Below are 22,824 nucleotides of genomic sequence, written 5' to 3' on the forward strand. Positions count from 1 at the left end.
GACGATGGCTAAAGAATCAATGAAAGCTCGCGAAGTTAAGCGTCAGAAATTAGTTGAAAAATACGCAGCTAAAAGAGCTAAACTTAAAGAGGAAGGCGATTACATCGCTCTTAGTCGTTTGCCAAAAAACTCTTCACCTGTTCGTTTGCACAACAGATGTAAGTTAACCGGTCGTCCGAAAGGTTATATGAGACAATTCGGAGTAAGTCGTATCACTTTCCGTGAAATGGCTTCAGCTGGTTTAATCCCAGGAGTTAAGAAGGCAAGTTGGTAATCAAAATTTGTTTATCAGATTATTGTTAAATATTGTCCCGAGAAATCGGGATCAATTTAATTTTTATTATATGACAGATCCAATAGCAGATTTTCTTACACGTTTAAGAAATGCGATCATGGCAAACCACAAAGTTGTTGAGGTGCCAGCATCGAACGTGAAAAAAGAAATGACAAAGATTCTTAAGGATAAAGGTTATATCCTTAACTACAAATTTGTAGACGATGGACTTCAAGGAGTAATTAAAATTGCTTTGAAATACCATCCTGAAACCAAAATTCCAGCAATCAAAGATCTTAAGCGTGTGTCAAAACCAGGTTTGAGAAAATATTGTGGAGCTTTAGAATTACCTCGCGTACTTAACGGTTTAGGAATTGCGATTCTTTCTACTTCTCAGGGAGTTATGACTGACAAAGAAGCTCGTCAGAAGCATGTTGGTGGTGAAATATTGTGTTACGTTTATTAATTAAGGAGGATTAGAAATGTCACGAATTGGAAAATTACCTATCAATTTGCCTGCCGGAGTAAGCGTAACGGTAAATAAAGATAATTCAGTAGTTGTTAAAGGACCTAAAGGTGAATTAACACAACAAATTGATGCCGAAATCAAAGTTTCTGTAGAAGAAGGTAAAATCGTTCTTGAGCGTCCTTCTGACCAGAAAAGACACAAAGCAATGCACGGTTTATATCGTTCATTAGTGAACAACATGGTTATCGGTGTTACTGAAGGTTATAAGATTGAGCAAGAATTAGTGGGTGTAGGTTACCGTGCAACTTCAAAAGGTCAACTTTTGGAATTAGCTTTAGGTTACTCTCACTTGATCCACATGGAAATTGCTCCTGAGGTTAAAGTAACTGCTGTAACTGAAAAGCGTGCTAACCCAATTATCACTCTTGAGAGTTGCGATAAGCACTTAGTAGGTCAAGTAGCTGCTAAAATCAGATCATTCAGAAAACCTGAGCCATATAAAGGTAAAGGTATTAAATTTGTTGGAGAACAGCTTAGAAGAAAAGCTGGTAAATCTGCAGGTAAATAATTTCTAAAACAGTAAATTATGGCTTTAACTAAGCAAGAAAGAAGACTAAGAATTAAAAGAAGAATTCGCAAGTCTGTTTCTGGAACTGCTGAAAGACCAAGAATGTCAGTTTTTCGTTCAAATAAGCAGATTTCAGTACAATTGATCGACGATCTTTCAGGTAAAACTTTAATGGCGACTAGCTCACTAATTAAAGAAATTTCTGAAAAATCAGTAAATAAAATTGAACAAGCTGAACTAGTAGGACAAGCAATTGCTGAAAAAGCAAGCGCTGCAGGTATCACTAGTGTTGTTTTCGATAGAAATGGTTACTTATACCATGGTAGAGTTAAATCATTAGCGGACGCTGCTCGTAAAGGTGGCCTTAAATTTTAATAATTATGGCAGATATCAAAAACGTTAAGACCAGCGACGCAGAATTGAAAGACAGACTGGTTGCTATTAATCGTGTTACTAAAGTAACAAAAGGTGGTAGAACTTTTAGTTTCTCTGCAATTGTTGTTGTAGGAAACGAGAATGGATTAGTAGGATGGGGACTTGGTAAAGCAAACGAGGTTACCACTGCTATTGCAAAAGGAGTAGAGGCTGCTAAGAAAAATTTGATTAAAGTACCTGTTTACAAAGGAACTATTCCTCACGAACAATTATCTAGATATGGTGGAGCACAGGTTTTCATTAAGCCTGCGTCTCACGGTACCGGGGTTAAAGCCGGTGGTGCGATGCGTGCCGTATTAGAGAGTGTTGGGGTAACCGACGTACTTGCTAAATCAAAAGGTTCATCAAACCCTCACAACCTTGTAAAAGCTACTTTCAATGCACTAGCTGAATTGAGAGATGCTCATACAGTTGCTGAGCACAGAGGTGTTTCATTAGATAAAGTGTTTAACGGATAATTTAAGGAAAAATGGCTAAGATTAAAATTACTCAAATCAAGAGCAAAATCGGTAGTACCGATCGCCAGAAAAAAACCTTGGAAGCATTAGGTTTGAATAAAATCAATGCTACTGTTGAACATGAAGCTACACCTCAAATTAAAGGTATGGTGGCTAAAGTACAACACTTGGTTTCCGTAGAAGAATAATCATTGTAAATATTTAGTAATAAATAGATATGGACTTAAGTAACTTAAAACCCGCTGCAGGATCGATTAAATCTAACAAGAGAATCGGTCGCGGTCAAGGATCAGGTAGAGGCGGTACCTCAACAAGAGGACATAAAGGTGCGAAGTCAAGATCTGGATACTCTAAAAAAGTTGGTTTCGAAGGGGGTCAAATGCCTTTGCAACGAAGAGTTCCTAAGTTTGGATTTAAGAACATCAACAGAAAAGAATACAAAGCTATTAATGTTGAAGTTTTACAAGCCTTAGCAGAAAAGAATAACATTACAGTTATTGACGTAGAAGTTTTAGTAAATGCTGGTTTGGCATCAAAGAACGATAACGTAAAGATTTTAGGTAATGGTACAATTACTGCTAAGTTAGAAGTAAAAGCTCATGCATTCTCGAAATCTGCTCAAGCAGCGATTGAAGCAGTAGAAGGAACAGTTGTTAAATTGTAAGATTAAATATGAAAGGTTTAATAGAAACATTGAAGAACATCTGGAAGATTGAAGATTTAAGATCTCGTATCTTAACTACAATTGGTCTTCTTTTAGTGTACCGTTTAGGTGCTAAGGTGGTTTTGCCAGGTATTGACCCGGCACATTTGGACGCGTTAAAATCTCAAACAGCGGATGGGGTTTTAGGATTGTTGAACATGTTTTCGGGAGGAGCGTTTGCTAATGCCTCGATATTTGCTCTCGGTATCATGCCATACATTTCCGCCTCAATTGTAATCCAGTTAATGGGAATTGCGGTTCCTTATTTCCAAAGATTACAACGCGAAGGAGAAAGTGGACGTAGAAAAATCAATCAGATCACACGTTACCTAACCGTTATTATCCTTGTTCTTCAAGCACCAGGATATTTATTAAACTTACATACAACATTGCCTGAAGCAGCCTTTATTTTAAAAGGTACATTCTTTACGGTATCTTCTGTGGTAATTCTTGCGGCAGGATCAATGTTCATTATGTGGTTGGGTGAAAAAATTACTGATAAAGGAATCGGTAATGGGATCTCAATTATCATCATGATCGGTATTATTGCAAGATTACCATTCTCGTTCATTGCTGAATTGGGATCAAGAATTGAAGGACACGGCGGTGGTTTAATCGTTTTGGTTCTTGAGATTGTTGTTCTATTCATCATTTTTGCATTAACAATTTTGTTGGTACAAGGAACAAGAAAGATACCTGTACAATATGCTAAAAGAATCGTTGGTAACAAACAATACGGAGGAGTTCGTCAGTACATTCCATTAAAAGTGAATGCAGCTGGGGTAATGCCGATCATTTTTGCTCAGGCAATTATGTTTCTGCCAATGGCAGCGGTAAGCTATGGTAGCTCTGATGGTTCAGGTTGGTTAACCAGCGTAGCTGCAGCTTTATCAAATTTTACTGGATTCTATTACAATGCACTGTTTTTTGTAATGATCGTATTATTCACATACTTCTATACTGCAATTACAGTAAATCCAACGCAAATGGCTGAGGATATGAAGAAAAATGGTGGTTTTATCCCAGGTATTAAACCAGGAAAGAAAACTATCGATTTCCTTGATACTGTAATGTCACGTATTACTTTACCTGGATCAATCTTTTTAGGTTTAGTAGCAATCTTACCTGCTTTTGCAATGATTGCTGGAGTGAATAATGAGTTTGCACAATTTTACGGTGGTACTTCATTGTTGATTTTGGTTGGAGTAGTGCTTGATACACTACAGCAAATTGAGTCTCACTTATTAATGCGTCATTACGACGGATTGATGAAGTCTGGTAGAATAAAAGGTAAAACTCCTGGAGGAGCTGCTGCTTATTAAAATATTTTTGCTTTCTTTGCAGTGATTTTTTATAAGACAGAGGAAGAAATAGACTTAATGTCTAAAAGTAATAATCTGGTGGCTAGGACCTTAGGTGAAATATCTAAGGCCATAGCTCCAGGTATTTCAACCTTAAGCTTAGATAAAATTGCAGAGGAGTACATAAGAGACCATGGTGCAAAGCCTGCGTTTCTTGGTTACGATGGATTCCCAAACACCCTGTGTATTTCAGTTAATAACCAGGTGGTTCATGGAGTTCCATCTTCCTATGAGTTGAAAGAAGGCGATATTGTATCCTGTGATTGTGGTGTTTTGTTGAATGGCTTTTATGGCGATTCGGCATACACTTTTTCTGTTGGAACAGTGAGGCCTGAAATTCAACAATTGTTGAAGGTTACCAAAGAAGCTCTTTATAAAGGAATAGAAAAAGCTGTCGAAGGTAATCATCTAAGAGATATCGGTTTTGCCATTCAAAAGCATGCTGAGAAGAATGATTACTCGGTTGTTCGAGAAATGGTAGGGCACGGAATAGGAAAAAGTCTTCATGAAGATCCTCAGGTTCCGAATTACGGACGACAAGGACGAGGATTAAAATTGAGAGACGGATTAGTACTTGCAATTGAACCCATGATTAATCTTGGTAAGCGAGATATTTATCAGGAAGATGATGGATGGACGATTGTGACGGCCGATGGACAAGCATCCGCACATTTCGAACATACAATTGTTGTTCGCAAGGGAAAGGCTCAAATCCTGTCCGGTTTTGAATTTATTGAAGAATAAACTAATAAAATATAAAGAGCTTATGGCTAAACAGCCTTCAATAGAACAAGACGGTACTATTACCGAAGCATTATCAAATGCTATGTTTCGTGTAGAACTTGAAAACGGTCATGTGATTACAGCGCACATTTCCGGTAAAATGAGAATGCACTACATTAAGATCTTACCAGGTGATAAAGTGAAAGTAGAAATGTCACCATACGATCTTACTAAAGGGCGCATTACTTTTAGATACAAAAATTAAACTCGATAAAAATGAAAGTAAGAGCATCTGTAAAGAAACGTTCTGAAGATTGTAAAATCGTAAGAAGAAAAGGACGTTTGTATGTGATTAATAAAAAGAATCCTAAGTTCAAGCAACGTCAGGGATAATTTGATTAATTTTATAATAAGATAAATATTTAATTTATGGCTAGAATTGTTGGAGTTGATCTGCCTCAAAACAAAAGAGGTGTAATTAGCTTGACTTATATCTTCGGTATTGGTCGTAGCGCTGCTCGTCAGATTTTGGACGAAGCTGGTGTAGCGTATGATACTAAGGTAAAAGACTGGACAGATGATGAATCTGCTAAGATTCGTCAGGCGATTAATGCAAGCTTTAAGGTTGAAGGGGAGTTGCGTTCTTTAACTCAACTGAATATTAAGCGTTTGATGGATATTGGTTGTTATCGTGGTGTTCGTCACCGTATTGGTTTACCATTGCGTGGACAAAAAACCAAAAACAACTCACGTACCAGAAAAGGTAAAAGAAAAACAGTTGCAAACAAAAAGAAAGCGACTAAATAATTGTTAAGTTATGGCAAAGAAGTCAACATCAGTAAAGAAAAAAGTTGTGAAGATTGAGGCTGTAGGACAGGCTCATATCCATTCATCGTTTAACAATATTATTATCTCTTTAACCAATAATAACGGACAAGTTATTTCATGGTCTTCAGCTGGTAAAATGGGCTTTAGAGGTTCTAAAAAGAACACTCCTTACGCTGCTCAGCAAGCTGCTACAGATTGTGGAAAAGTAGCTCACGATTTAGGGTTGAGAAAAGTAAAAGTATTTGTTAAAGGTCCAGGTAACGGACGTGAATCTGCAATTCGTGCAATCAATGCATGTGGAATCGATATTTCTGAAATTGTAGATGTTACTCCACTTCCACACAACGGATGTCGTCCTCCTAAGAGACGTAGAGTTTAATAAGTATAAGGTTTAATAAAAAATGCAAGCTAGGTGTTTGAACTATTTTTTTTGAATCCTCTCAAAAAAAAACGCGGCACTTTTGTAGTTGAAAACCGAGTAAGCAAAGTTTCTTTTATTAGAAAAATTTAAATTTTAAATAACATGGCTAGATATATAGGACCAAAGTCAAAAATTGCTAGAAAATTTGGTGAGCCAATTTTTGGACCTGATAAAGCATTTGAAAATAAAAATTACCCTCCAGGACAGCACGGTAACAGCCGTCGCAGAAAAAAGATGTCTGAGTACGGGGTACAATTGAAAGAAAAGCAAAAAGCGAAATACACTTACGGTGTATTGGAGAAACAATTCTCGAACTTATTTAAAAAGGCCGCAAGAAGTAAAGGTATTACCGGTGAAGTTTTGTTACAACTTCTTGAATGTCGTTTGGATAATGTAGTTTACAGATTAGGTGTTGCTCCAACAAGATCAGCTGCACGTCAGTTGGTTAGCCATAAGCACGTAACAGTAAACGGACAGATCTGTAACATTCCTTCATACTCGGTAAAAACCGGAGATATTATTGGAATTCGTGAAAAATCGAAATCTTTAGAAGTTATTACCGATTCTTTATCAACTGCCAGATATAACCAAGCATCTTGGTTGGAATGGGATCAAACCTCTCTTAGCGGTAAGTTTCTTAACGTACCTGAAAGAACAGAAATTCCTGAAAATATCAAGGAACAGTTAATCGTTGAATTGTATTCTAAGTAATAAATAGTTAATAAGTAATTTATGGCAATTTTAGCTTTCCAAAAACCGGACAAAGTTATCATGCTCGACGCAGACGATAGATTCGGAAAATTCGAATTTCGTCCATTAGAGCCTGGATATGGTATTACAATAGGTAACGCATTAAGAAGAATTCTTCTTTCTTCTCTTGAGGGTTTCGCTATTACAACTATCAAGATTCAGGGAGTTGACCATGAGTTTTCAACTATTCCAGGAGTTATCGAAGATGTAACTGAGATGGTCCTGAACTTGAAGCAGGTACGGTTTAAACAAAGAGTTGAGGAAGTGGACAATGAATTGGTAACTGTTACCATTTCAGATCAGGAAACTTTTACAGCAGGCGATATTAACAAGTTCCTTACCGGTTTCGAAGTGTTAAATCCGGAGCTTGTAATTTGCAGAATGGATAGCTCTGCTAAATTGCAGTTAGATTTAACTATTAATAAAGGTCGAGGTTATGTACCTTCTGTTGAGAACAAACCTGTTGATGCTGAATTTGGTGTAATTCCAATCGACTCTATTTACACTCCTATTAAGAATGTAAAATACGAAGTTGAAAACTACCGTGTAGAACAGAAAACTGACTACGAAAAGTTAATTTTCGAGATTACTACCGATGGTTCTATTCACCCTAAGGATGCGTTGAAAGAAGCTGCTAAAATTCTTATTTATCACTTCATGCTATTCTCAGATGAAAAGATCACTCTTGATTCTGATGAGAAATTTGCAAACGAAGAGTTTGATGAAGAGGTATTACACATGCGTCAGTTATTGAAGACCAAATTGGTTGACATGGATCTTTCAGTTCGTGCTTTGAACTGTTTGAAAGCTGCCGACGTTGATACTTTAGGAGACTTAGTACAGTACAACAGAAACGATCTTCTTAAATTTAGAAACTTTGGTAAGAAATCTCTAACCGAATTAGATGATCTATTAGTATCATTGAATCTTACTTTCGGTATGGATATTTCTAAGTACAAATTAGATAAGGAATAAGGTAAAATGAGACATAGAAAGAAATTTAATCACTTAGGAAGAAAGACAGCTCATAGAAAAGCTATGCTTGCAAATATGGCTTCTTCCTTGATTTTGCATAAAAGAATCTCAACTACTACTGCTAAAGCTAAAGCTTTAAAAATGTATGTTGAGCCATTGATCACCAAAAGTAAAAACGATACTACTCACTCAAGACGTATTGTATTTAGCTACTTAAAACAAAAAGAAGCTGTTACTGAATTGTTCAGAGAAGTATCTCCAAAAATTACGAACAGAAACGGTGGATATACTAGAATTTTAAAAACTGGTAATCGTTTAGGTGATAATGCTGAGATGTGTATTGTAGAATTAGTTGATTTCAACGAAACTTACACAACTGAGAAGAAAGCAGAAGCTAAAAAGTCTACTAGAAGAAGACGTGGTGGAAAATCTGCTGCTAAGGCAGAAGAAACTGCGGTTGAAGCTAAGGCTGAAGAGGCTACTGAACCAAAAGAAGAAAAGGGAGAAGAATAGTCTACCTTTAAATAATACTAAAGGGATAAAGTTTGGCTTTATCCCTTTTTTAATGCCCTAAAGATTTTTGTAACGTTTGCGTAGATTCTTGGTATGTTTTATATGCAAAAACCATTATAATTTGCTTGAAAATGTCGAAATTTAGGGTTGAAAATTAAGAAGTTAAAATTATTTGCTATTATAATTATTTAATACGTAAGTTATGTCTGAAATTGTAAAGATTCACGGTCGTGAGATTCTAGACTCACGTGGAAACCCAACTATCGAAGTAGAAGTAACTCTTGCAAGTGGCGTTATGGGACGTGCTGGTGTTCCTTCAGGAGCTTCAACTGGTGAAAATGAAGCATTAGAGCTTCGTGATGGTGATAAAGCTCGTTACTTAGGTAAAGGTGTTTTAAAAGCTGTTGAAAACGTAAACACTGTTATTTCTGAAGCTTTAGTAGGAATGGATGCTACTGATCAGGTTGCTATCGATACTGCAATGTTAGAGCTAGACGGAACTAAAACTAAGTCGAAATTAGGTGCTAACGCTATGTTAGGTGTTTCTTTGGCTGTTGCTAAAGCTGCTGCTGATTATTCAGGTATGCCTTTGTATCGTTACATTGGTGGTACTAACGCTAACGTACTTCCTGTTCCAATGATGAACATCATCAATGGTGGATCTCACTCTGATGCTACTATCGCATTCCAGGAGTTCATGATTCGTCCTATTGGTGCTCCTTCATTCCGCGAAGCTTTAAGAATGGGTGCTGAAGTATTCCACGCTCTTGCTAAAGTTTTAAAAGGAAAAGGTCTTTCTACTGCTGTAGGTGACGAAGGTGGTTTCGCTCCAATGTTAGGTGGTACTGAAGAGGCTATCGAGTGCATTCTTACTGCTATTAAAAATGCAGGTTACAAGCCAGGTCGTAAAGAAGATGGTGGTGATGTTTCTATCGCTATGGACTGTGCTGCTTCTGAATTCTTCAAAGATGGTGTATATGATTATAGCATTTTTGAGCCAAACGGAGCTAAAAGAAATTCTGAAGAACAAGCTGCTTACCTAGCTGAGTTGATCGCTAAGTACCCAATCGATTCTATCGAGGACGGTATGGACGAAGGTGACTGGAACGGATGGGTTGCTTTGAACGCTAAGATCGGTGATAAGTGTCAGATCGTAGGTGACGATTTATTCGTAACTAACGTTGATTACTTAGCAAAAGGTATCGAGTTGAAAGCTGCTAACTCTATCTTGATTAAAGTAAACCAAATTGGTACTTTAACTGAGACTTTGAATGCAATTGAAATGGCTCACCGTGCAGGTTATACTTCAGTAACTTCTCACCGTTCAGGTGAAACTGAAGATGCTACTATTGCTGATATCGCAGTAGCAACTAACTCTGGTCAGATCAAAACTGGTTCATTGAGCCGTTCAGATCGTATGGCTAAATACAACCAATTACTTCGTATCGAAGAAGAATTGGGTGCTAACGCTAAATTCGGATGCTAATCCAATTGAGTATATAAAAAAAAAGGGATCCAATCGGATCCCTTTTTTTTGATTCAAATATTTAGAGTTTAAACATACTCTTGAATTAGCTCATAAATGGTTTTACATTGAAATGGTTTCGATAAATATACATCCATTCCAATTTCTACCGAGATATCCTTATCATCAGAATAATAATTGGCAGTGAAGGCAATTATTGGAGTTGGTCTTTCAACTTCTCGGTCTTCCTCAATTTTTCGAATCCGTAAAGAAGCTTCAATACCACCCATAATAGGCATCTGTAAATCCATTAGAATAATGTCGTATTCTTCTTCCTTAAATTTTTCTACGGCCTGCTTTCCATTTTCAGCAATATCAACTCTACCTACCTTGTTTTTCAAATATACCTCAAGAGTTTTTCTATTGCTTGGCTGATCTTCAACCAACAAAACTTTTACATCTTTAATGTCTTTATCAGTTTTGTTAGGATGAGTTTTAACGATTTGAATCGATTCGATACTCTCTTCCCAATATATCTTCCTTTTAGTCTCAATGCCTATTTCTTCAAGCAATGCAGCTAGTCTTTCATTTACCATTTTTTGCATATCATATATCCCAATGATTAATATTTAAAAATAGAAAAATTAATGTACAATTAAAAAATAGTTCTCTTAAATTAATCAACATAAAACGCTTTTGTTTTCTGCATTAATTCTTAATGTATTGCATGCTAATCAATTTAAATCATGATGAACTACAAGCAATTTTTCTATTTTTGCATTTATTGAATTAGATAAATTAAAAACATACGATAATGTCAGACGATAAGAAGATTATATTTTCGATGATGGGGGTAAGTAAAATTTTCCCTCCTCAGAAAAAAGTATTGAATAACATCAACCTATCATTCTTTTATGGTGCCAAAATTGGAATCATTGGTTTGAATGGTTCTGGTAAATCTACACTGCTAAAAATTATTGCAGGTTTAGAAAAATCATTCGATGGTCATGTGGTTTGGCCAAAAGAGCACACCATTGGATATTTGGAGCAGGAACCTCAGTTAGATGACAACAAAACTGTAAAAGAAATTGTTCAGGAAGGTGTGCAGGAAATTGTACAGGTATTAGCCGACTATGAAGCTGTGAATTTAAAATTTGCAGATCCTGAAGTATTAGAAGATCCTGATAAAATGCAGGCTGTTATGGACGAGCAAGCTGTTCTACAGGAAAAAATTGATCGATTTGATGCCTGGAACCTGGATACAAAATTGGAAAGAGCAATGGATGCGCTTCGTTGCCCGGATGGTGAAGCATTGGTAAAGCATTTATCAGGAGGTGAACGCAGACGTGTAGCATTGTGTCGATTATTACTTCAGGAACCGGATATTTTATTGTTGGATGAGCCTACCAACCACTTGGACGCTGAATCGGTACAATGGTTAGAGCAGCATCTTCACCAGTATAGCGGAACTGTAATTTGTATTACTCACGACCGTTACTTCCTTGATAATGTTGCAGGTTGGATTCTTGAGTTGGATAGAGGGGAAGGAATTCCTTGGAAAGGAAACTATACTTCATGGTTGGATCAGAAATCGAAGCGATTGGCCCAGGAAGAAAAAGTAGCAAGCAAAAGAAGAAAAACTCTTGAGCGAGAGCTGGAATGGGTTAACATGGCTCCTAAAGCACGTCAGGCAAAGAATAAGGCTCGTTTGAAAGCCTATGATACTTTGATGAACCAGGATGTAAAACAAAAGGAAGAGAAGCTGGAAATTTTTATTCCTAATGGTCCGCGATTGGGGAATAAAGTGATCCACGCCAAAGAGGTTTCGAAAGGCTTCGAAAACAAATTGTTATTCGAAAATCTGGAATTCGAGTTACCTCCAGCAGGAATTGTTGGAGTAATTGGTCCTAATGGTGCGGGTAAAACTACTTTGTTCCGTATGATTATGGGCTTGGAGCAACCAAACAAAGGAACTTTTGAAGTTGGTGAAACTGTAAAGGTTGGATATGTAGACCAGCAACATGCAGATATCGATCCTGAGAAAACTGTTTATGAAGTAATTTCGGGAGGAGGAGACTTGATTTCTGTTGGAGGAAGACAGTTGAATGCTCGAGCTTACGTTAGTCGATTTAATTTCTCTGGTGCCGATCAGGAAAAGAAATGCGGTGTACTTTCAGGTGGTGAAAGAAATCGCTTGCATTTGGCATTAACATTAAAGGAAGAGGCCAATGTGCTATTGCTTGATGAGCCTACCAATGATATCGATGTAAATACACTTCGAGCATTGGAGGAAGGTTTAGAGAGTTTTGCTGGCTGTGCGGTTGTTATTTCTCACGACCGTTGGTTCCTGGATCGTGTTGCAACTCACATTTTGGCATTCGAAGGTAATTCTGAGGTTCACTATTTCGAAGGAAGCTATTCCGATTATGAAATCAATCGCAAAAAACGTTTGGGCGATGAAGGTCCTAAGCGCATTCGATATAAAAAATTAATTGCAGATTAAGCAGAAGAGGGAAGATTAAAAAAATGAATCTTCCCTTATTTTTTGTAACTTAAGCTTATATTATTCTTAATAAAAATATCATGAGCGAATTTGCAACACCTAGCGATGAAAGAAATTGGGCGATGTTTTGTCACCTATCCGCATTTTCTGGATTAATTATTCCTTTCGGTAATATTATTGGGCCACTAGTTCTTTGGTCGATGAAAAAAGAGCATTCAGCTTTGGTTGATCGAGAAGGGAAAAAGGCCTTGAATTTTCAGATTTCGATGAGTATTTACATTTTTGTTTCTGCATTTTTGGTAATCATTGGAATTGGCATATTGTTACTAATTGCACTTGGGTTAATAAATCTTATTTTTGTGGTGATGGCGGTTGTGAAAACGCTTAATGGCGAGGATTACCAATATCCGCTCAGTATAAAAATATTAAATTGATTCAATGAAGCAATTCTCATTATACAAGACAATCTACTTTTTAGGGGTTGTCTTAATTTTTGTTGGTGGTTACCGGTTATTTAAGAATTTTTCCTACGGTGATCTACTGTTTTCAGCGGGTATTCTTTGTTACTCGGGCGTACAGGTGTTTCTGTTGTTCTTTAAATCATTGGCTGATTGGAAACTTTTTGAATACCTGAAACTAACTGTAAATGTTCTGTTTCTCATATCAATCATTCTATTGTTGATTTTGGATTTACAGGAATGGTATTATCCATTTATTTTGGGCTTGTTGATTGATTTCTTTTCAAATATCCTGAAAAGAATAAATCGGCGTCCTGCGTAATTTGGGTTTATTTCAATCCTGATTTTTTAGAAGAGGCCTAATCATTTTCCAAGCTTGTTTCACCTGTTGATACAAGCTTCTTTCTTTCATGCAACAATGAGAAACATTTATGGGTAACTTTCCTCCATACGCACAAAAATGAGATCCATTCCTGTCTGGATGTGACTCTGATATAGGTTTACTTGATTTGAACGCGTGTTTACTTGACCCAAATGTAGGAAAAGATGAGTCTGACGCGCGTTGAAATCACATCCACCCATTTTTAGGTCAATTTTTGATGGGTTTACATTACATTTTCCCATGAAAAAGACAGCTATTTCTATGAAAATATCTCAAAAATTAGGGTAGATGTCACATTTACCTACGTCCAGGTGAGTTTTTCCTGCGTTTGGATCATATGTTTCCATGTTAGCTTCAACTTTTCCCATGTTTATCTAATCTACATCCTAGGTAAGATATAAAGTTATTATTGCATATAAGACAAGCAATCGCTAGTGATGAAACTGTTCAACTCTATAGAGAAGAGTCTTTTCGATAAATCATATCGGCTCTTAAATTTTTAATGCATATCTAAATTGTGCAGTGGTCTAACTGTGCTACTATCGAAATAATGTATATTTTTGTAGATCTGATAAAAAACCAAAATAAAGAATAAGAAATGGCTCAAAAACCGTCTATTCCTAAAGGAACGAGAGATTTTTCACCAGTTGAAATGGTGAAGAGAAATTACATTTTCGATACCATTAAAGAGGTTTTTCAATTGTATGGATTTATGCCGATTGAAACACCATCAATGGAAAATCTTTCAACTCTAATGGGAAAATATGGAGAAGAAGGGGATAAACTACTTTTTAAAGTATTGAATTCGGGAGATTTTATCTCGAAAGTGCGTGATGAACAATTGCAAGAGCGTAATTCGGTTAAGCTAACGACTAAGATTAGTGAAAAAGGTCTGCGATATGACCTAACCGTACCATTTGCTCGTTACGTTGTGCAGCATCGCAACGATATTAGTTTTCCTTTTAAGCGATACCAAATTCAACCGGTATGGAGAGCCGATCGTCCACAAAAAGGACGTTACCGTGAGTTTTATCAGTGCGATGTAGATGTAATTGGCAGCAATTCACTTTTGAATGAAGTAGAACTAATTCAAATTGTTGACGAAGTATATCGCAGGCTACAATTGAATGTGGTTGTGAAGTTAAACAACCGTAAGATTTTAGCAGGTATTGCTGAAATTATTGGCGAAGCTGAAAAAATTATCGATATCACTGTTGCTATCGATAAGCTGGATAAAATTGGTTTAGAGAATGTAAACAAAGAATTGGCAGAAAAAGGAGTATCAGCGAAAGCTATAGAAACTTTGCAACCAATTATTTTGTTATCAGGTACCAATGCCGAAAAAGCTGCAAAATTAAAAGAACTTTTAGCTGATTCGGAAGTTGGAATGAAGGGGATCGAGGAATTGGAGACAGTATTCAACTACCTTGATCAGCTTGATGTGAAAACTGAAGTTGAATTGGATTTAACGCTTGCCAGGGGATTGAACTACTACACCGGAGCCATTTTCGAAGTAAAATCGAAAGACATGGAGTTTGGTAGTATTACTGGTGGTGGTCGTTACGACGATTTGACAGGGATTTTTGGATTGAAAGATGTTTCGGGTGTTGGTATTTCATTTGGTGCTGATCGTATTTACGATGTGTTGGAGCAAATGAATAAATTCCCAGAAGAAACGGCTGCAACCACTAAAGTATTATTTATCAATTTTGGCGAAAAAGAGGAACTATTCTGTTTACCTGTGCTATCAAAATTGAGAGCTAATGGAATTAATGCAGAAATTTATCCGGCATCTCAGAAAATGAAAAAGCAAATGACTTATGCCAACAATAAAAATATTCCTTACGTGATTATGGTTGGAGAAACTGAAATGGAAGAAGGAGTTGTGAGCTTGAAGAACATGGAAACTGGAGATCAGGAAAAATTAACTCCGGAACAATTGATTGAAAAGTTGGCCTAATCTTATAAGGCTGAAAATATATAAGGGCTGTCAATCGACAGCCCTTTTTTTGTATTGTTTAATTTCTTTCGCGTCGGCCCATATGACGGCCTTTTTCTTTAATCTTTCGTAATAACATGCCCTGGAATTTTTTCTCGGCATGATAAAGTTCCAAGACCTTTTTTATGGGAAGTATCTTTTTAAACTTCTCGTGATATTCCTTATTCAATTTAGCATCTTTAATTCGATACTCAATCATATCATCACTAATTTGAACCAGTTCTTTCTCGGGAAGGCTCTCTAAACCATTTCTGATTTTGTGAAACAATACTCTTCCTTCCTGTCTAAGTTGTTCTTTTTTATTTTCCAATTCATTGTAAACAGGCCAGAACAATTGGGCTTCCTCAGGAGTTAATTCCAGTCGTTGAGTAATGAATGATACTTTCTGCGCTTGAATTTCCTTGTACATTCGGCCATGGCCTTCACCTTTTCCTTTACCATGTTGTGCATTAACCGACAAACAAAATGTCAGTAATATAGATATTGATAGGATTAATCGGTTCATATTTCAATAATTATAAGTTCGCCAATAATTCATCGGTTGCGATATCGTAATCCGAAAGATACTCAATAATTTCATCCGAAGAAGTTTCGGACATGCTGTCAAAGAAGAAATCAGATTCAACCTTTTCTGTGTTTACAGTACTGCTGTCTTCTATTTGTGAAATTGGTTGATTTTGAAAATCAGTAGGAACTGCTGTAGTCAAAATCAATTTGGCTATAAGAACAAATGCAAGTACACTAGCAGCCATCCACATATATGGTTTCAGAATTTGAATCAAATTCTTCTCCTTTGGATTCTCTTCCTTTTCTATTCTTTCATTAATTCGATCACTTAGGTTCTCGAAATAATTTTCAGGAACTTTAAATGGTTGATCTTTTTTCATATCCGACAGATTATTCATGATTCGTATATTTTTTAGACTGTCAAAATTCAATTTGGTTTAATCGCTATAGCTGAATTAATATTGCTAACATTCAAGCTTTAACAGAGATTCAATTTTCTTTACTGCATGATGATAGGAAGCTTTTAATGCTCCAACCGAAGTTTCAAGAATTTCCGACATATCTTCATACTTCATTTCATCAAAATATTTCATGTTAAAAACCAGGCGTTGTTTTTCGGGCAGTTGTAATATTGCCTTTTGCAACTCAACTTGTGCCTGATCTCCATCAAAATATTCATCTGCTTCCAAATTTGCAATCAGCATATCTTCCACATCTTTATTGGCAAATGCAATGCTTCTTCGTTGTTTGTCTTTCAGAAATGTTAACGATTCGTTGGTTGCAATTCGATACATCCAGGTATAAAGTTTTGCATCGTACCTAAAGTTAAGCAAGCCTTTCCAAATTTTCACGAAAGTGTTCTGCAAAACGTCATCAGCATCATCGTGCGACAATACAATTTTCCTGATTTGCCAGTACAATCTTTCCTGATATTTGTTTACCAAAAGGGAAAATGCTTCACTTTGAGTTTTCTTATCCTGAAAAAGTTGTAATATTTCTTCGTCAGTTTTTTGAGTCATCTATTGTTATAATTAAAGCTTTAACCTGAGAATGCATGATAAAAGTAGCCATTTGCAACTGTATCACGAAAGGTAAGACTCAATTCTTTTAAAAAGGTTTAATTGAAGTGTAAAAATAACTAATAACCCAAACTAATTTATTTTTCTCCTGCCTTATACTTTTTCACTGTAACTGCAGCTATGCCTGTAAAGTTTGCCTTGGATAAAGAAAAATAGAATTAAAAATTTTAGTTCGTTTCATTAACGATTTTTACACTGGGGCAAAAAAAATCCGGAATCAATTTGATCCCGGATTCATATCTTGAATTGTGAATTATTTTTGAAGAAGAGCTTCAACTTCTTTCACAACATTTTCAGCAGTATAACCAAATTTCTCATCAAGAACTCCGGCAGGAGCTGAGTAACCAAAATGATCTAAACCAACAGCTTTACCGTTAGCGCCAACTAAACCTTGAAGTGTAACAGGCAAACCAGCAGTTAAACCAAGAACTGGAATTCCAGCAGGAATTACTTCGTTTTGATATTCTGCAGATTGTTGTCTGAACAAACCTTCAGAAGGAACAGAAACGATTTGTACTTTCAATCCTTTGTCAGCTTTCAAAATTTCAGCACCAGCAACTAATGTAGAAACCTCAGAACCACTAGCCAATAGAATAACATCAGGAGTAGATTCTGGTTTTTCAACAATGTAAGCACCTTTTTCTGCAGCCAAAGCTTCCTCGTATCTGTTACCGCTTGCAGCAGGAAGATCTTTAATGTTCTGACGAGATAAGATCAAAGCAGTTGGAGTTTTTGTGTTCTCCATAGCCATTTTCCAAGCAACGGTAGCTTCATCAACATCAGCAGGACGAAGAGCTAATAAACTCATTTCCCCTGAGTGATTTTTCAATTGCTCCAACAAACGAATTTGAGCTTCTTGCTCGATTGGCTGGTGAGTTGGTCCATCTTCACCTACACGGAAAGCATCGTGAGTCCAGATGTACTTCACGGGAACTTCCATAAGAGCAGATAAACGAACCGCAGGCTTCATATAATCAGAGAATACGAAGAATGTACCACATGCAGCGGTAACACCACCGTGAAGAGCAATACCGTTACAAATTGCAGCCATTGTTAATTCAGCAACACCAGCTTGCAAGAATGCACCAGAGAAATCACCTTTAACAATTGCTTTTGTCTCTTTTAAGAATCCATCTGTTTTATCTGAGTTACTCAAATCGGCAGACGAAACGATCATGTTGTCAACATTCTTTGCCAATTCGGCCAATACAGCAGAAGAAGCAGCACGAGTTGCACCACCTGATTTCTGTACAATTGCAGCATAATCGATTTCTGGAGCATCACCGCTAAAGAATTTTTCCAATTTAGCAGCCAATTCTGGATTTGCTTTTGCCCATTCAGCTTGTTCAGCTTTTTTAGCAGCAGCATATTCTTGTTTCTTTTTAAGAACTTCTTTGTAGTATTCTTCAACTTCAGGGAAAATCTGGAAAGGATTTTCAGGATTACCTCCTAAGTTTTCAACGGTTTTATCAAGAGAAGCACCAGCAGCACCTAATGGCTGTCCGTGAGTTGATACCATATTTTCAAAGCTAGCACCTTCAGCGTCAACAGCACCTTTACCCATTAAGGTTTCACCAATAATAAGAGTAGGACGTTCTGTTTCGTTGTTAGCAGCAAGCAAAGCTACGCGAATTTCAGAAGCGTTGTTACCATCAATAGTAATTACGTTCCATCCCCAAGCCTCGTATTTTTTAGCTGTATCTTCGGTTGTAACTTCTTCAACTTTGGTTGAAAGCTGAATGTTGTTAGAATCGTAGAACATGATCAGGTTACTTAAACCTAGAGTTCCTGCGATTCTACCAGCACCTTGTGCAATTTCTTCCTGAATACCACCATCAGAAATGAAAGCATAAGTTTTGTGAGACATCCAATCGCCAAAACGAGCCGCTAAGAAACGCTCAGCAATTGCTGCACCAACAGCCATTGTGTGACCTTGTCCTAATGGACCAGAAGTATTTTCAACACCTCTTTCGAAATCTACCTCAGGGTGACCAGGAGTTGGAGAACCCCATTGTCTGAAGTTTTTCAGATCATCCATGCTATAATTTCCTACTAATGCAAGAATAGAATATAACATTGGAGACATATGACCCGGATCAAGGAAAAATCTATCACGATTAATCCATAGTTTATCAGTTGGGTCGAAGTTTAAAAATTCGGAGTAAAGTACGTTTACAAAATCAGCACCGCCCATGGCACCACCAGGGTGACCAGATTTTGCTTTTTCTACCATAGCAGCTGCAAGAATACGGATATTATCCGATGCCTTATCAGTTACCGTAAGATCCATTTGGTTGTTCATTTCTTTTAGATCCATTTGAAATTAAATGAGATTTTAATGATAAAAACTTGGTAAGGTTTTATTTAATGGATGCAAAGATATACAAAAATGTTATCCTGCATGAGCGAATCTCATCTAAATAATAGATACTTAGAGAAAAGTAATATATTTTATAAAACTGTAAATCAATATGTTTAGAATCTTACTGATCTTGACTTTCCTGAAAATATCTCAAAGCTTGTTTTTCTGGAGTTTTGAGATAGTGAAGCGTTTTTGTTTCTGTAGATTACATGATAAACACCAGGTTGCAAGGTTAAAGTTTCTCTTAGCTTTTTATCATCAATGTCATAAATCCACTCTAGTTTACCTTTGCGTTGAACAAAAAGACTACATGGTCCACTTGATGGCTTAAAAATGGTTGCCAAACCAGGTTGAGGAATTTTAATACTGGTTGTAGTACTTTGGGCAATCGTTACATTCGGAATTGCAACCCTTGGAAGCGTAAGAACTTCCAAATTATATTTTCCGGTAATGTATTTAATGCTTTGATTTACCTTTTGCGTGTTTATAATCTGAGTATCGATTTTAACGAGAGTTTGTAAATCCTTATACATGTTAGTTCGGTTCGATTCAATTTTTAAAAAACCTTGTGGTGCATCAAATCCGATTTTGGTATGTTTTCCGGGCTGAATGCTTACACTGTCTCTGTGAAGTTCAGGAATAGTATGGATGGTAATGTTGTAGGTTAAAAGAGGATCAAGATATAGGGTGTCCGGATTTCCTTTTGCATTAAGAGTATGCATAAACTGATAGCGTACCTTTCCTGAAACATTGTTGTAGAAAGTCATGGCCACATCAGTTTCTGTTGGAGAACCATTGGCATCTATTAAATTCACCTGGGCAGATGTTTTATTTAAAACTTGAGACATTACATATTCTAAGGTACCACCAAACTTTTCTTCATGCTCAACTTGTAAATAGTTTCCGATACATTCAAAACTACTTTTGAAATTTACATCTAGTCCAATTCCAATAATAAATGGTTTTAAAATGATACCAGCTTTTTGGAGTTTGTCCGACACTTCACAAGGATCGCCATCACAAGCTTCTACACCATCGGTAATTAAAATTACCACATTGCGAATCCCGGTTTCGCTAATCGGGAAGTCATTGGCTGCCAATTCCAATGAATGTGCTATGGGAGTGGTTCCTTTGGGGATAAGGTATCGTAAAGTTTGCCTTATTTTTCCAGCATTATTAGGTGAGAATGGAACTTCAAGTTTTGTATCGTTACAATCCTGTGGTGGTACCGGACTTTGATGACCATATACCCTTAATGCCATTTCGACATTATTTTCGCATTCCAGGCTGTCTACCATTCTGATTAAAAACTTTCGGGCAATATCAATTTTCTTCGATTTTTCCCAATAGCCATTCATACTTTGAGAGGCATCGAAAATGAAAAGAATTCTTGTTTTTTCTTCAGCTTGGGAAACTTGGTTTTGCGCAAATAATGTTTTGGCAAAAATTACAGCTAACAAGGCGATGATTATATGTGTATATCGTTTCAAAACAAAATATTAATGATTTATCTGACAAAAATACGAAACCATTTATTCAATAAAATATAAAGAAGCATTATTTATCAAAACTTATTTTTAAATTTGATATAGTTATAATTCTTCTACTATTGAAATCATATGAGTAAATCTCTATTGTATACTTTAATTTTTCTTTTATGTTTGGCTGGCATATTGATTCTTTTTTCTGGAAACGATGGTTTGATTGTAAAAATGAATATCAATAAAAATGGAAATAAATATAGAAATATATACTATTTGAATAAAGATAAATTCAAAGTAGTAACAGAAAACAATTCCATAATTTTCTCTAAGAATGAAATTTGTTTGCTGGATACAAGAAAGAAAGAGTATTGGAAAGGAAGTATTAATGAATTTAATAAGTGTTTACTGGATTCAAACTTAGGTTCCGATATTCAGGTGATTGCCAGAAAAAATTATTTTGAGAAGAGTCTGAAAAAGCAAGATTTGAAAAATGTTAAGAAAATTATTGAAGAAATATCTGGCAAACAAAATAGACCAGAGCAACAAAGCGAAATTAAAATCACGCCGAACTATAGTTCAATTGCTGGATTTGCTTCAAGAAAATACTTGATAAAGCAAAATAATAGAGTAGTGGAAGAAGTTTGGATTGCTGAGAATTTAAAGAATTACATTAACTACGATTTGAATTTGGATTTATACAATGATTATATGGCAAGTTTACTGCAACATACTGAATCCAAATTGTATCTGCATTTGGAATCGTTTATGGATTTGATTGAAAATGGTTTTCCAATGAAAATAACAATGTATGGTGAAAATTCTGTTACAGAAACTGAGGTGAAACAATTGATTAAAAAGAAACTTTCTGATTCTATTTTTGAGGTGAGTACTGGCTACGAACAGGTTGAATTAAATACCTTAATCAATCCAAAAAGATAAAATTTTCACTTTCCTGCTCTATAATCCGCTCAATAACTCTCAAATTATCCATACTTTGCAATTTCATAATTTTTGATGAGATATCGGTTGAAGTACTAAATAAATCAATGGCTTTTGTAAGTTTTTTCCTGGCTTTTATAAAGTGATAATACTGTAATGCATCAACATCACCTTCGTAGTTTAAAATAATTCTTGCATATCGGTAATACTCCATGGCCAGGTTGAATTTGTTAGCTGGATTGACACGGAAAATTTCATCTGCAGTTTTTAACCTCTGTTTGGCTTTCGTCAATTTATTATATTCCAATATGCTATCAGTAAAATGGTAATTTTCAGGTGTTTCATCCAAGTGTTTGATAATGGTTTCTTCACCAGCATTAAATACTTCCAGGGGAACAGGACTTTTTAAAAACTGCCACATCGGTATTAATGGCAAATGCGTATTAATAAATTCTTCCGGGAGAGCCATAAAAAATTCATTGGCCTTACTTTTTACCCCTGTATGCTCTAAAATCGCATTGGCCCAACTTAAATCGAAACAAAACCAAACGCCGTCAACTTTTGCCACATTCCATGCATGTGTGGCACGATCCTGTAATGCTCCATTTTTAGTAATATATCCGCTAATCGAATAGCATTCAATTCTCGACTGATTGCAGAAATATTGAAATAAACGTGAAAATCCTTCGCATACAGCTATTCTTCGTTTTAGAACACAAACTGGAGAGGAACAATTGTTTGAACCAATATAGAACAATACAGTAGGATCATATAATAGCTCAATTTGATTTTTGTATTGGATGTTTTTAATAATCCAAAAATAGAATGCTCTTACTGCTTCGGTTTGATTGGTGGTTGGTTCAATTAAATAGTTGTGAAGATTTACAATGTTATTGGCAACACTATCAGGCGTTTTTCTAACATGCCTGTCGATTTGACCAAATTTAATATCTCGAGACTCCTGAGCATTTGCAGGAGCAAGAGAAATAAAGAGCAGAAGTAATATGACAATTAATTTTCGATTCATAGCTGTGATATAAAACTAGCAAAATATAAGTTAAATAGTTCATATCGTAAGATTCTTTTTAATCGATTAACATTTTTTTAGGAGATAAAAAGGAAAATTGGCACATCGGAAATTTAAATGTACTTTTGCACAGATTTTTAA

General features: G+C 36.1%; 29 protein-coding genes. 22 read left to right on the forward strand and 7 right to left on the reverse strand.

Going from position 1 to position 22,824, the window contains the following annotated elements:
* The first annotated feature begins 4 nt into the window (after positions 1–4).
* The 17 genes from rpsN to eno all read left to right on the forward strand — a co-directional run bounded on the left by rpsN (position 5) and on the right by eno (position 9,964).
* The gene (gene rpsN, locus NQ163_RS01100) at positions 5–274 is read left to right on the forward strand and encodes a 30S ribosomal protein S14 (RefSeq protein WP_110361018.1); all 270 of its coding nucleotides are present in this window, start codon (positions 5–7) and stop codon (positions 272–274) included.
* Between the two features lie 70 nt (positions 275–344).
* Complete coding sequence (gene rpsH, locus NQ163_RS01105) at positions 345–740, forward strand: 30S ribosomal protein S8 (protein WP_054714057.1); 396 nt, start codon at positions 345–347, stop codon at positions 738–740.
* Between the two features lie 16 nt (positions 741–756).
* Complete coding sequence (gene rplF / locus NQ163_RS01110) at positions 757–1,311, forward strand: 50S ribosomal protein L6 (RefSeq protein WP_268188486.1); 555 nt, start codon at positions 757–759, stop codon at positions 1,309–1,311.
* Positions 1,312–1,329: 18 nt separating this feature from the next.
* Positions 1,330–1,686 (forward strand): 50S ribosomal protein L18, encoded by a 357-nt coding sequence (gene rplR / locus NQ163_RS01115; RefSeq protein ID WP_268188487.1) that lies wholly within the window; start codon positions 1,330–1,332, stop codon positions 1,684–1,686.
* 5 nt (positions 1,687–1,691) lie between these two features.
* On the forward strand, positions 1,692–2,204 hold the full coding sequence (rpsE, locus tag NQ163_RS01120) for a 30S ribosomal protein S5 (RefSeq protein ID WP_054714068.1): 513 nt from the start codon (positions 1,692–1,694) through the stop codon (positions 2,202–2,204).
* A gap of 11 nt (positions 2,205–2,215) precedes the next feature.
* Positions 2,216–2,392, forward strand: coding sequence for a 50S ribosomal protein L30 (gene rpmD / locus NQ163_RS01125; protein WP_054714072.1), 177 nt, complete (start codon positions 2,216–2,218; stop codon positions 2,390–2,392).
* A gap of 29 nt (positions 2,393–2,421) precedes the next feature.
* A complete protein-coding gene (gene rplO, locus NQ163_RS01130; RefSeq protein WP_120238568.1) occupies positions 2,422–2,868 on the forward strand; it encodes a 50S ribosomal protein L15 in 447 nt (148 codons plus the stop codon).
* A gap of 8 nt (positions 2,869–2,876) precedes the next feature.
* Complete coding sequence (gene secY, locus NQ163_RS01135) at positions 2,877–4,229, forward strand: preprotein translocase subunit SecY (protein WP_120238569.1); 1,353 nt, start codon at positions 2,877–2,879, stop codon at positions 4,227–4,229.
* A 21-nt stretch (positions 4,230–4,250) separates the two neighbouring features.
* Complete coding sequence (map, locus tag NQ163_RS01140) at positions 4,251–5,012, forward strand: type I methionyl aminopeptidase (RefSeq protein ID WP_268188488.1); 762 nt, start codon at positions 4,251–4,253, stop codon at positions 5,010–5,012.
* Between the two features lie 22 nt (positions 5,013–5,034).
* The gene (infA, locus tag NQ163_RS01145; RefSeq protein ID WP_054714084.1) at positions 5,035–5,256 is read left to right on the forward strand and encodes a translation initiation factor IF-1; all 222 of its coding nucleotides are present in this window, start codon (positions 5,035–5,037) and stop codon (positions 5,254–5,256) included.
* Between the two features lie 11 nt (positions 5,257–5,267).
* Positions 5,268–5,384 (forward strand): type B 50S ribosomal protein L36, encoded by a 117-nt coding sequence (ykgO, locus tag NQ163_RS01150; protein WP_054714088.1) that lies wholly within the window; start codon positions 5,268–5,270, stop codon positions 5,382–5,384.
* Positions 5,385–5,420: 36 nt separating this feature from the next.
* On the forward strand, positions 5,421–5,798 hold the full coding sequence (gene rpsM, locus NQ163_RS01155) for a 30S ribosomal protein S13 (RefSeq protein ID WP_110361011.1): 378 nt from the start codon (positions 5,421–5,423) through the stop codon (positions 5,796–5,798).
* A gap of 10 nt (positions 5,799–5,808) precedes the next feature.
* Positions 5,809–6,198, forward strand: a complete 390-nt coding sequence (gene rpsK, locus NQ163_RS01160) for a 30S ribosomal protein S11 (protein WP_110361010.1) — start codon at positions 5,809–5,811, stop codon at positions 6,196–6,198.
* 144 nt (positions 6,199–6,342) lie between these two features.
* Positions 6,343–6,951 carry a 30S ribosomal protein S4 gene (rpsD, locus tag NQ163_RS01165; protein ID WP_110361009.1) on the forward strand — a complete coding sequence of 203 codons (609 nt, stop codon included), beginning with the start codon at positions 6,343–6,345 and terminating at the stop codon, positions 6,949–6,951.
* Positions 6,952–6,972: 21 nt separating this feature from the next.
* Entirely contained in the window at positions 6,973–7,965 is a 993-nt protein-coding gene (locus NQ163_RS01170) for a DNA-directed RNA polymerase subunit alpha (RefSeq protein WP_110361008.1), read from the forward strand.
* Between the two features lie 6 nt (positions 7,966–7,971).
* Positions 7,972–8,478 carry a 50S ribosomal protein L17 gene (rplQ, locus tag NQ163_RS01175; RefSeq protein WP_110361007.1) on the forward strand — a complete coding sequence of 169 codons (507 nt, stop codon included), beginning with the start codon at positions 7,972–7,974 and terminating at the stop codon, positions 8,476–8,478.
* A gap of 202 nt (positions 8,479–8,680) precedes the next feature.
* On the forward strand, positions 8,681–9,964 hold the full coding sequence (gene eno / locus NQ163_RS01180) for a phosphopyruvate hydratase (RefSeq protein ID WP_120238572.1): 1,284 nt from the start codon (positions 8,681–8,683) through the stop codon (positions 9,962–9,964).
* Between the two features lie 68 nt (positions 9,965–10,032).
* Here the strand turns inward: eno and NQ163_RS01185 are convergent, their stop codons facing one another.
* Positions 10,033–10,539 carry a response regulator gene (locus NQ163_RS01185; protein WP_170150566.1) on the reverse strand — a complete coding sequence of 169 codons (507 nt, stop codon included), beginning with the start codon at positions 10,537–10,539 and terminating at the stop codon, positions 10,033–10,035.
* A gap of 218 nt (positions 10,540–10,757) precedes the next feature.
* Here NQ163_RS01185 and ettA point away from each other — a divergent pair, with 218 nt between their 5' ends.
* The 4 genes from ettA (at position 10,758) to hisS (ending at position 15,246) form a co-directional block, all read left to right on the forward strand.
* Complete coding sequence (gene ettA / locus NQ163_RS01190) at positions 10,758–12,446, forward strand: energy-dependent translational throttle protein EttA (RefSeq protein ID WP_268188489.1); 1,689 nt, start codon at positions 10,758–10,760, stop codon at positions 12,444–12,446.
* A gap of 80 nt (positions 12,447–12,526) precedes the next feature.
* Positions 12,527–12,880 carry a DUF4870 domain-containing protein gene (locus NQ163_RS01195; protein ID WP_268188490.1) on the forward strand — a complete coding sequence of 118 codons (354 nt, stop codon included), beginning with the start codon at positions 12,527–12,529 and terminating at the stop codon, positions 12,878–12,880.
* A gap of 4 nt (positions 12,881–12,884) precedes the next feature.
* Entirely contained in the window at positions 12,885–13,226 is a 342-nt protein-coding gene (locus NQ163_RS01200) for a hypothetical protein (protein ID WP_268188491.1), read from the forward strand.
* Between the two features lie 658 nt (positions 13,227–13,884).
* A complete protein-coding gene (gene hisS / locus NQ163_RS01205; protein ID WP_268188492.1) occupies positions 13,885–15,246 on the forward strand; it encodes a histidine--tRNA ligase in 1,362 nt (453 codons plus the stop codon).
* Between the two features lie 58 nt (positions 15,247–15,304).
* Here the strand turns inward: hisS and NQ163_RS01210 are convergent, their stop codons facing one another.
* The 5 genes from NQ163_RS01210 to NQ163_RS01230 form a co-directional block, all read right to left on the reverse strand.
* Positions 15,305–15,790: a hypothetical protein gene (locus NQ163_RS01210; protein ID WP_120238579.1), complete on the reverse strand. Its 486-nt coding sequence runs from the start codon at positions 15,788–15,790 to the stop codon at positions 15,305–15,307.
* A gap of 10 nt (positions 15,791–15,800) precedes the next feature.
* A complete protein-coding gene (locus NQ163_RS01215; RefSeq protein WP_268188493.1) occupies positions 15,801–16,190 on the reverse strand; it encodes a hypothetical protein in 390 nt (129 codons plus the stop codon).
* 66 nt (positions 16,191–16,256) lie between these two features.
* Positions 16,257–16,811 (reverse strand): RNA polymerase sigma factor, encoded by a 555-nt coding sequence (locus tag NQ163_RS01220; protein WP_268188494.1) that lies wholly within the window; start codon positions 16,809–16,811, stop codon positions 16,257–16,259.
* 313 nt (positions 16,812–17,124) lie between these two features.
* Positions 17,125–19,188, reverse strand: a complete 2,064-nt coding sequence (locus NQ163_RS01225) for a transketolase family protein (RefSeq protein WP_268188495.1) — start codon at positions 19,186–19,188, stop codon at positions 17,125–17,127.
* 158 nt (positions 19,189–19,346) lie between these two features.
* Entirely contained in the window at positions 19,347–20,723 is a 1,377-nt protein-coding gene (locus NQ163_RS01230; protein WP_268188496.1) for a vWA domain-containing protein, read from the reverse strand.
* Between the two features lie 129 nt (positions 20,724–20,852).
* On the opposite strand from NQ163_RS01230, the gene NQ163_RS01235 reads away from it, so the two are divergent.
* The gene (locus tag NQ163_RS01235) at positions 20,853–21,656 is read left to right on the forward strand and encodes a DUF4412 domain-containing protein (RefSeq protein WP_268188497.1); all 804 of its coding nucleotides are present in this window, start codon (positions 20,853–20,855) and stop codon (positions 21,654–21,656) included.
* Here the strand turns inward: NQ163_RS01235 and NQ163_RS01240 are convergent.
* Positions 21,640–22,683, reverse strand: coding sequence for a transglutaminase domain-containing protein (locus NQ163_RS01240; protein ID WP_268188498.1), 1,044 nt, complete (start codon positions 22,681–22,683; stop codon positions 21,640–21,642). The genes NQ163_RS01235 and NQ163_RS01240 overlap by 17 nt on opposite strands.
* Between the last annotated feature and the right edge of the window lie 141 nt (positions 22,684–22,824).

The sequence above is a fragment of the Marinifilum sp. D737 genome, assembly GCF_026672275.1.
GTDB lineage: Bacteria > Bacteroidota > Bacteroidia > Bacteroidales > Marinifilaceae > Marinifilum.

Bases quoted from the DNA above. Each gene is read 5' to 3' on its own strand.
- rpsN (WP_110361018.1), top strand. From the start codon at position 5: ATGGCTAAAGAATCAATGAAAGCTCGCGAAGTTAAGCGTCAGAAATTA.
- rpsH (WP_054714057.1), top strand. From the start codon at position 345: ATGACAGATCCAATAGCAGATTTTCTTACACGTTTAAGAAATGCGATC.
- rplF (WP_268188486.1), top strand. From the start codon at position 757: ATGTCACGAATTGGAAAATTACCTATCAATTTGCCTGCCGGAGTAAGC.
- rplR (WP_268188487.1), top strand. From the start codon at position 1,330: ATGGCTTTAACTAAGCAAGAAAGAAGACTAAGAATTAAAAGAAGAATT.
- rpsE (WP_054714068.1), top strand. From the start codon at position 1,692: ATGGCAGATATCAAAAACGTTAAGACCAGCGACGCAGAATTGAAAGAC.
- rpmD (WP_054714072.1), top strand. From the start codon at position 2,216: ATGGCTAAGATTAAAATTACTCAAATCAAGAGCAAAATCGGTAGTACC.
- rplO (WP_120238568.1), top strand. From the start codon at position 2,422: ATGGACTTAAGTAACTTAAAACCCGCTGCAGGATCGATTAAATCTAAC.
- secY (WP_120238569.1), top strand. From the start codon at position 2,877: ATGAAAGGTTTAATAGAAACATTGAAGAACATCTGGAAGATTGAAGAT.
- infA (WP_054714084.1), top strand. From the start codon at position 5,035: ATGGCTAAACAGCCTTCAATAGAACAAGACGGTACTATTACCGAAGCA.
- ykgO (WP_054714088.1), top strand. From the start codon at position 5,268: ATGAAAGTAAGAGCATCTGTAAAGAAACGTTCTGAAGATTGTAAAATC.
- rpsM (WP_110361011.1), top strand. From the start codon at position 5,421: ATGGCTAGAATTGTTGGAGTTGATCTGCCTCAAAACAAAAGAGGTGTA.
- rpsK (WP_110361010.1), top strand. From the start codon at position 5,809: ATGGCAAAGAAGTCAACATCAGTAAAGAAAAAAGTTGTGAAGATTGAG.
- rpsD (WP_110361009.1), top strand. From the start codon at position 6,343: ATGGCTAGATATATAGGACCAAAGTCAAAAATTGCTAGAAAATTTGGT.
- NQ163_RS01170 (WP_110361008.1), top strand. From the start codon at position 6,973: ATGGCAATTTTAGCTTTCCAAAAACCGGACAAAGTTATCATGCTCGAC.
- rplQ (WP_110361007.1), top strand. From the start codon at position 7,972: ATGAGACATAGAAAGAAATTTAATCACTTAGGAAGAAAGACAGCTCAT.
- eno (WP_120238572.1), top strand. From the start codon at position 8,681: ATGTCTGAAATTGTAAAGATTCACGGTCGTGAGATTCTAGACTCACGT.
- NQ163_RS01185 (WP_170150566.1), bottom strand. From the start codon at position 10,539: ATGGTAAATGAAAGACTAGCTGCATTGCTTGAAGAAATAGGCATTGAG.
- ettA (WP_268188489.1), top strand. From the start codon at position 10,758: ATGTCAGACGATAAGAAGATTATATTTTCGATGATGGGGGTAAGTAAA.
- NQ163_RS01195 (WP_268188490.1), top strand. From the start codon at position 12,527: ATGAGCGAATTTGCAACACCTAGCGATGAAAGAAATTGGGCGATGTTT.
- NQ163_RS01200 (WP_268188491.1), top strand. From the start codon at position 12,885: ATGAAGCAATTCTCATTATACAAGACAATCTACTTTTTAGGGGTTGTC.
- hisS (WP_268188492.1), top strand. From the start codon at position 13,885: ATGGCTCAAAAACCGTCTATTCCTAAAGGAACGAGAGATTTTTCACCA.
- NQ163_RS01210 (WP_120238579.1), bottom strand. From the start codon at position 15,790: ATGAACCGATTAATCCTATCAATATCTATATTACTGACATTTTGTTTG.
- NQ163_RS01215 (WP_268188493.1), bottom strand. From the start codon at position 16,190: ATGAATAATCTGTCGGATATGAAAAAAGATCAACCATTTAAAGTTCCT.
- NQ163_RS01220 (WP_268188494.1), bottom strand. From the start codon at position 16,811: ATGACTCAAAAAACTGACGAAGAAATATTACAACTTTTTCAGGATAAG.
- NQ163_RS01225 (WP_268188495.1), bottom strand. From the start codon at position 19,188: ATGGATCTAAAAGAAATGAACAACCAAATGGATCTTACGGTAACTGAT.
- NQ163_RS01235 (WP_268188497.1), top strand. From the start codon at position 20,853: ATGAGTAAATCTCTATTGTATACTTTAATTTTTCTTTTATGTTTGGCT.
- NQ163_RS01240 (WP_268188498.1), bottom strand. From the start codon at position 22,683: ATGAATCGAAAATTAATTGTCATATTACTTCTGCTCTTTATTTCTCTT.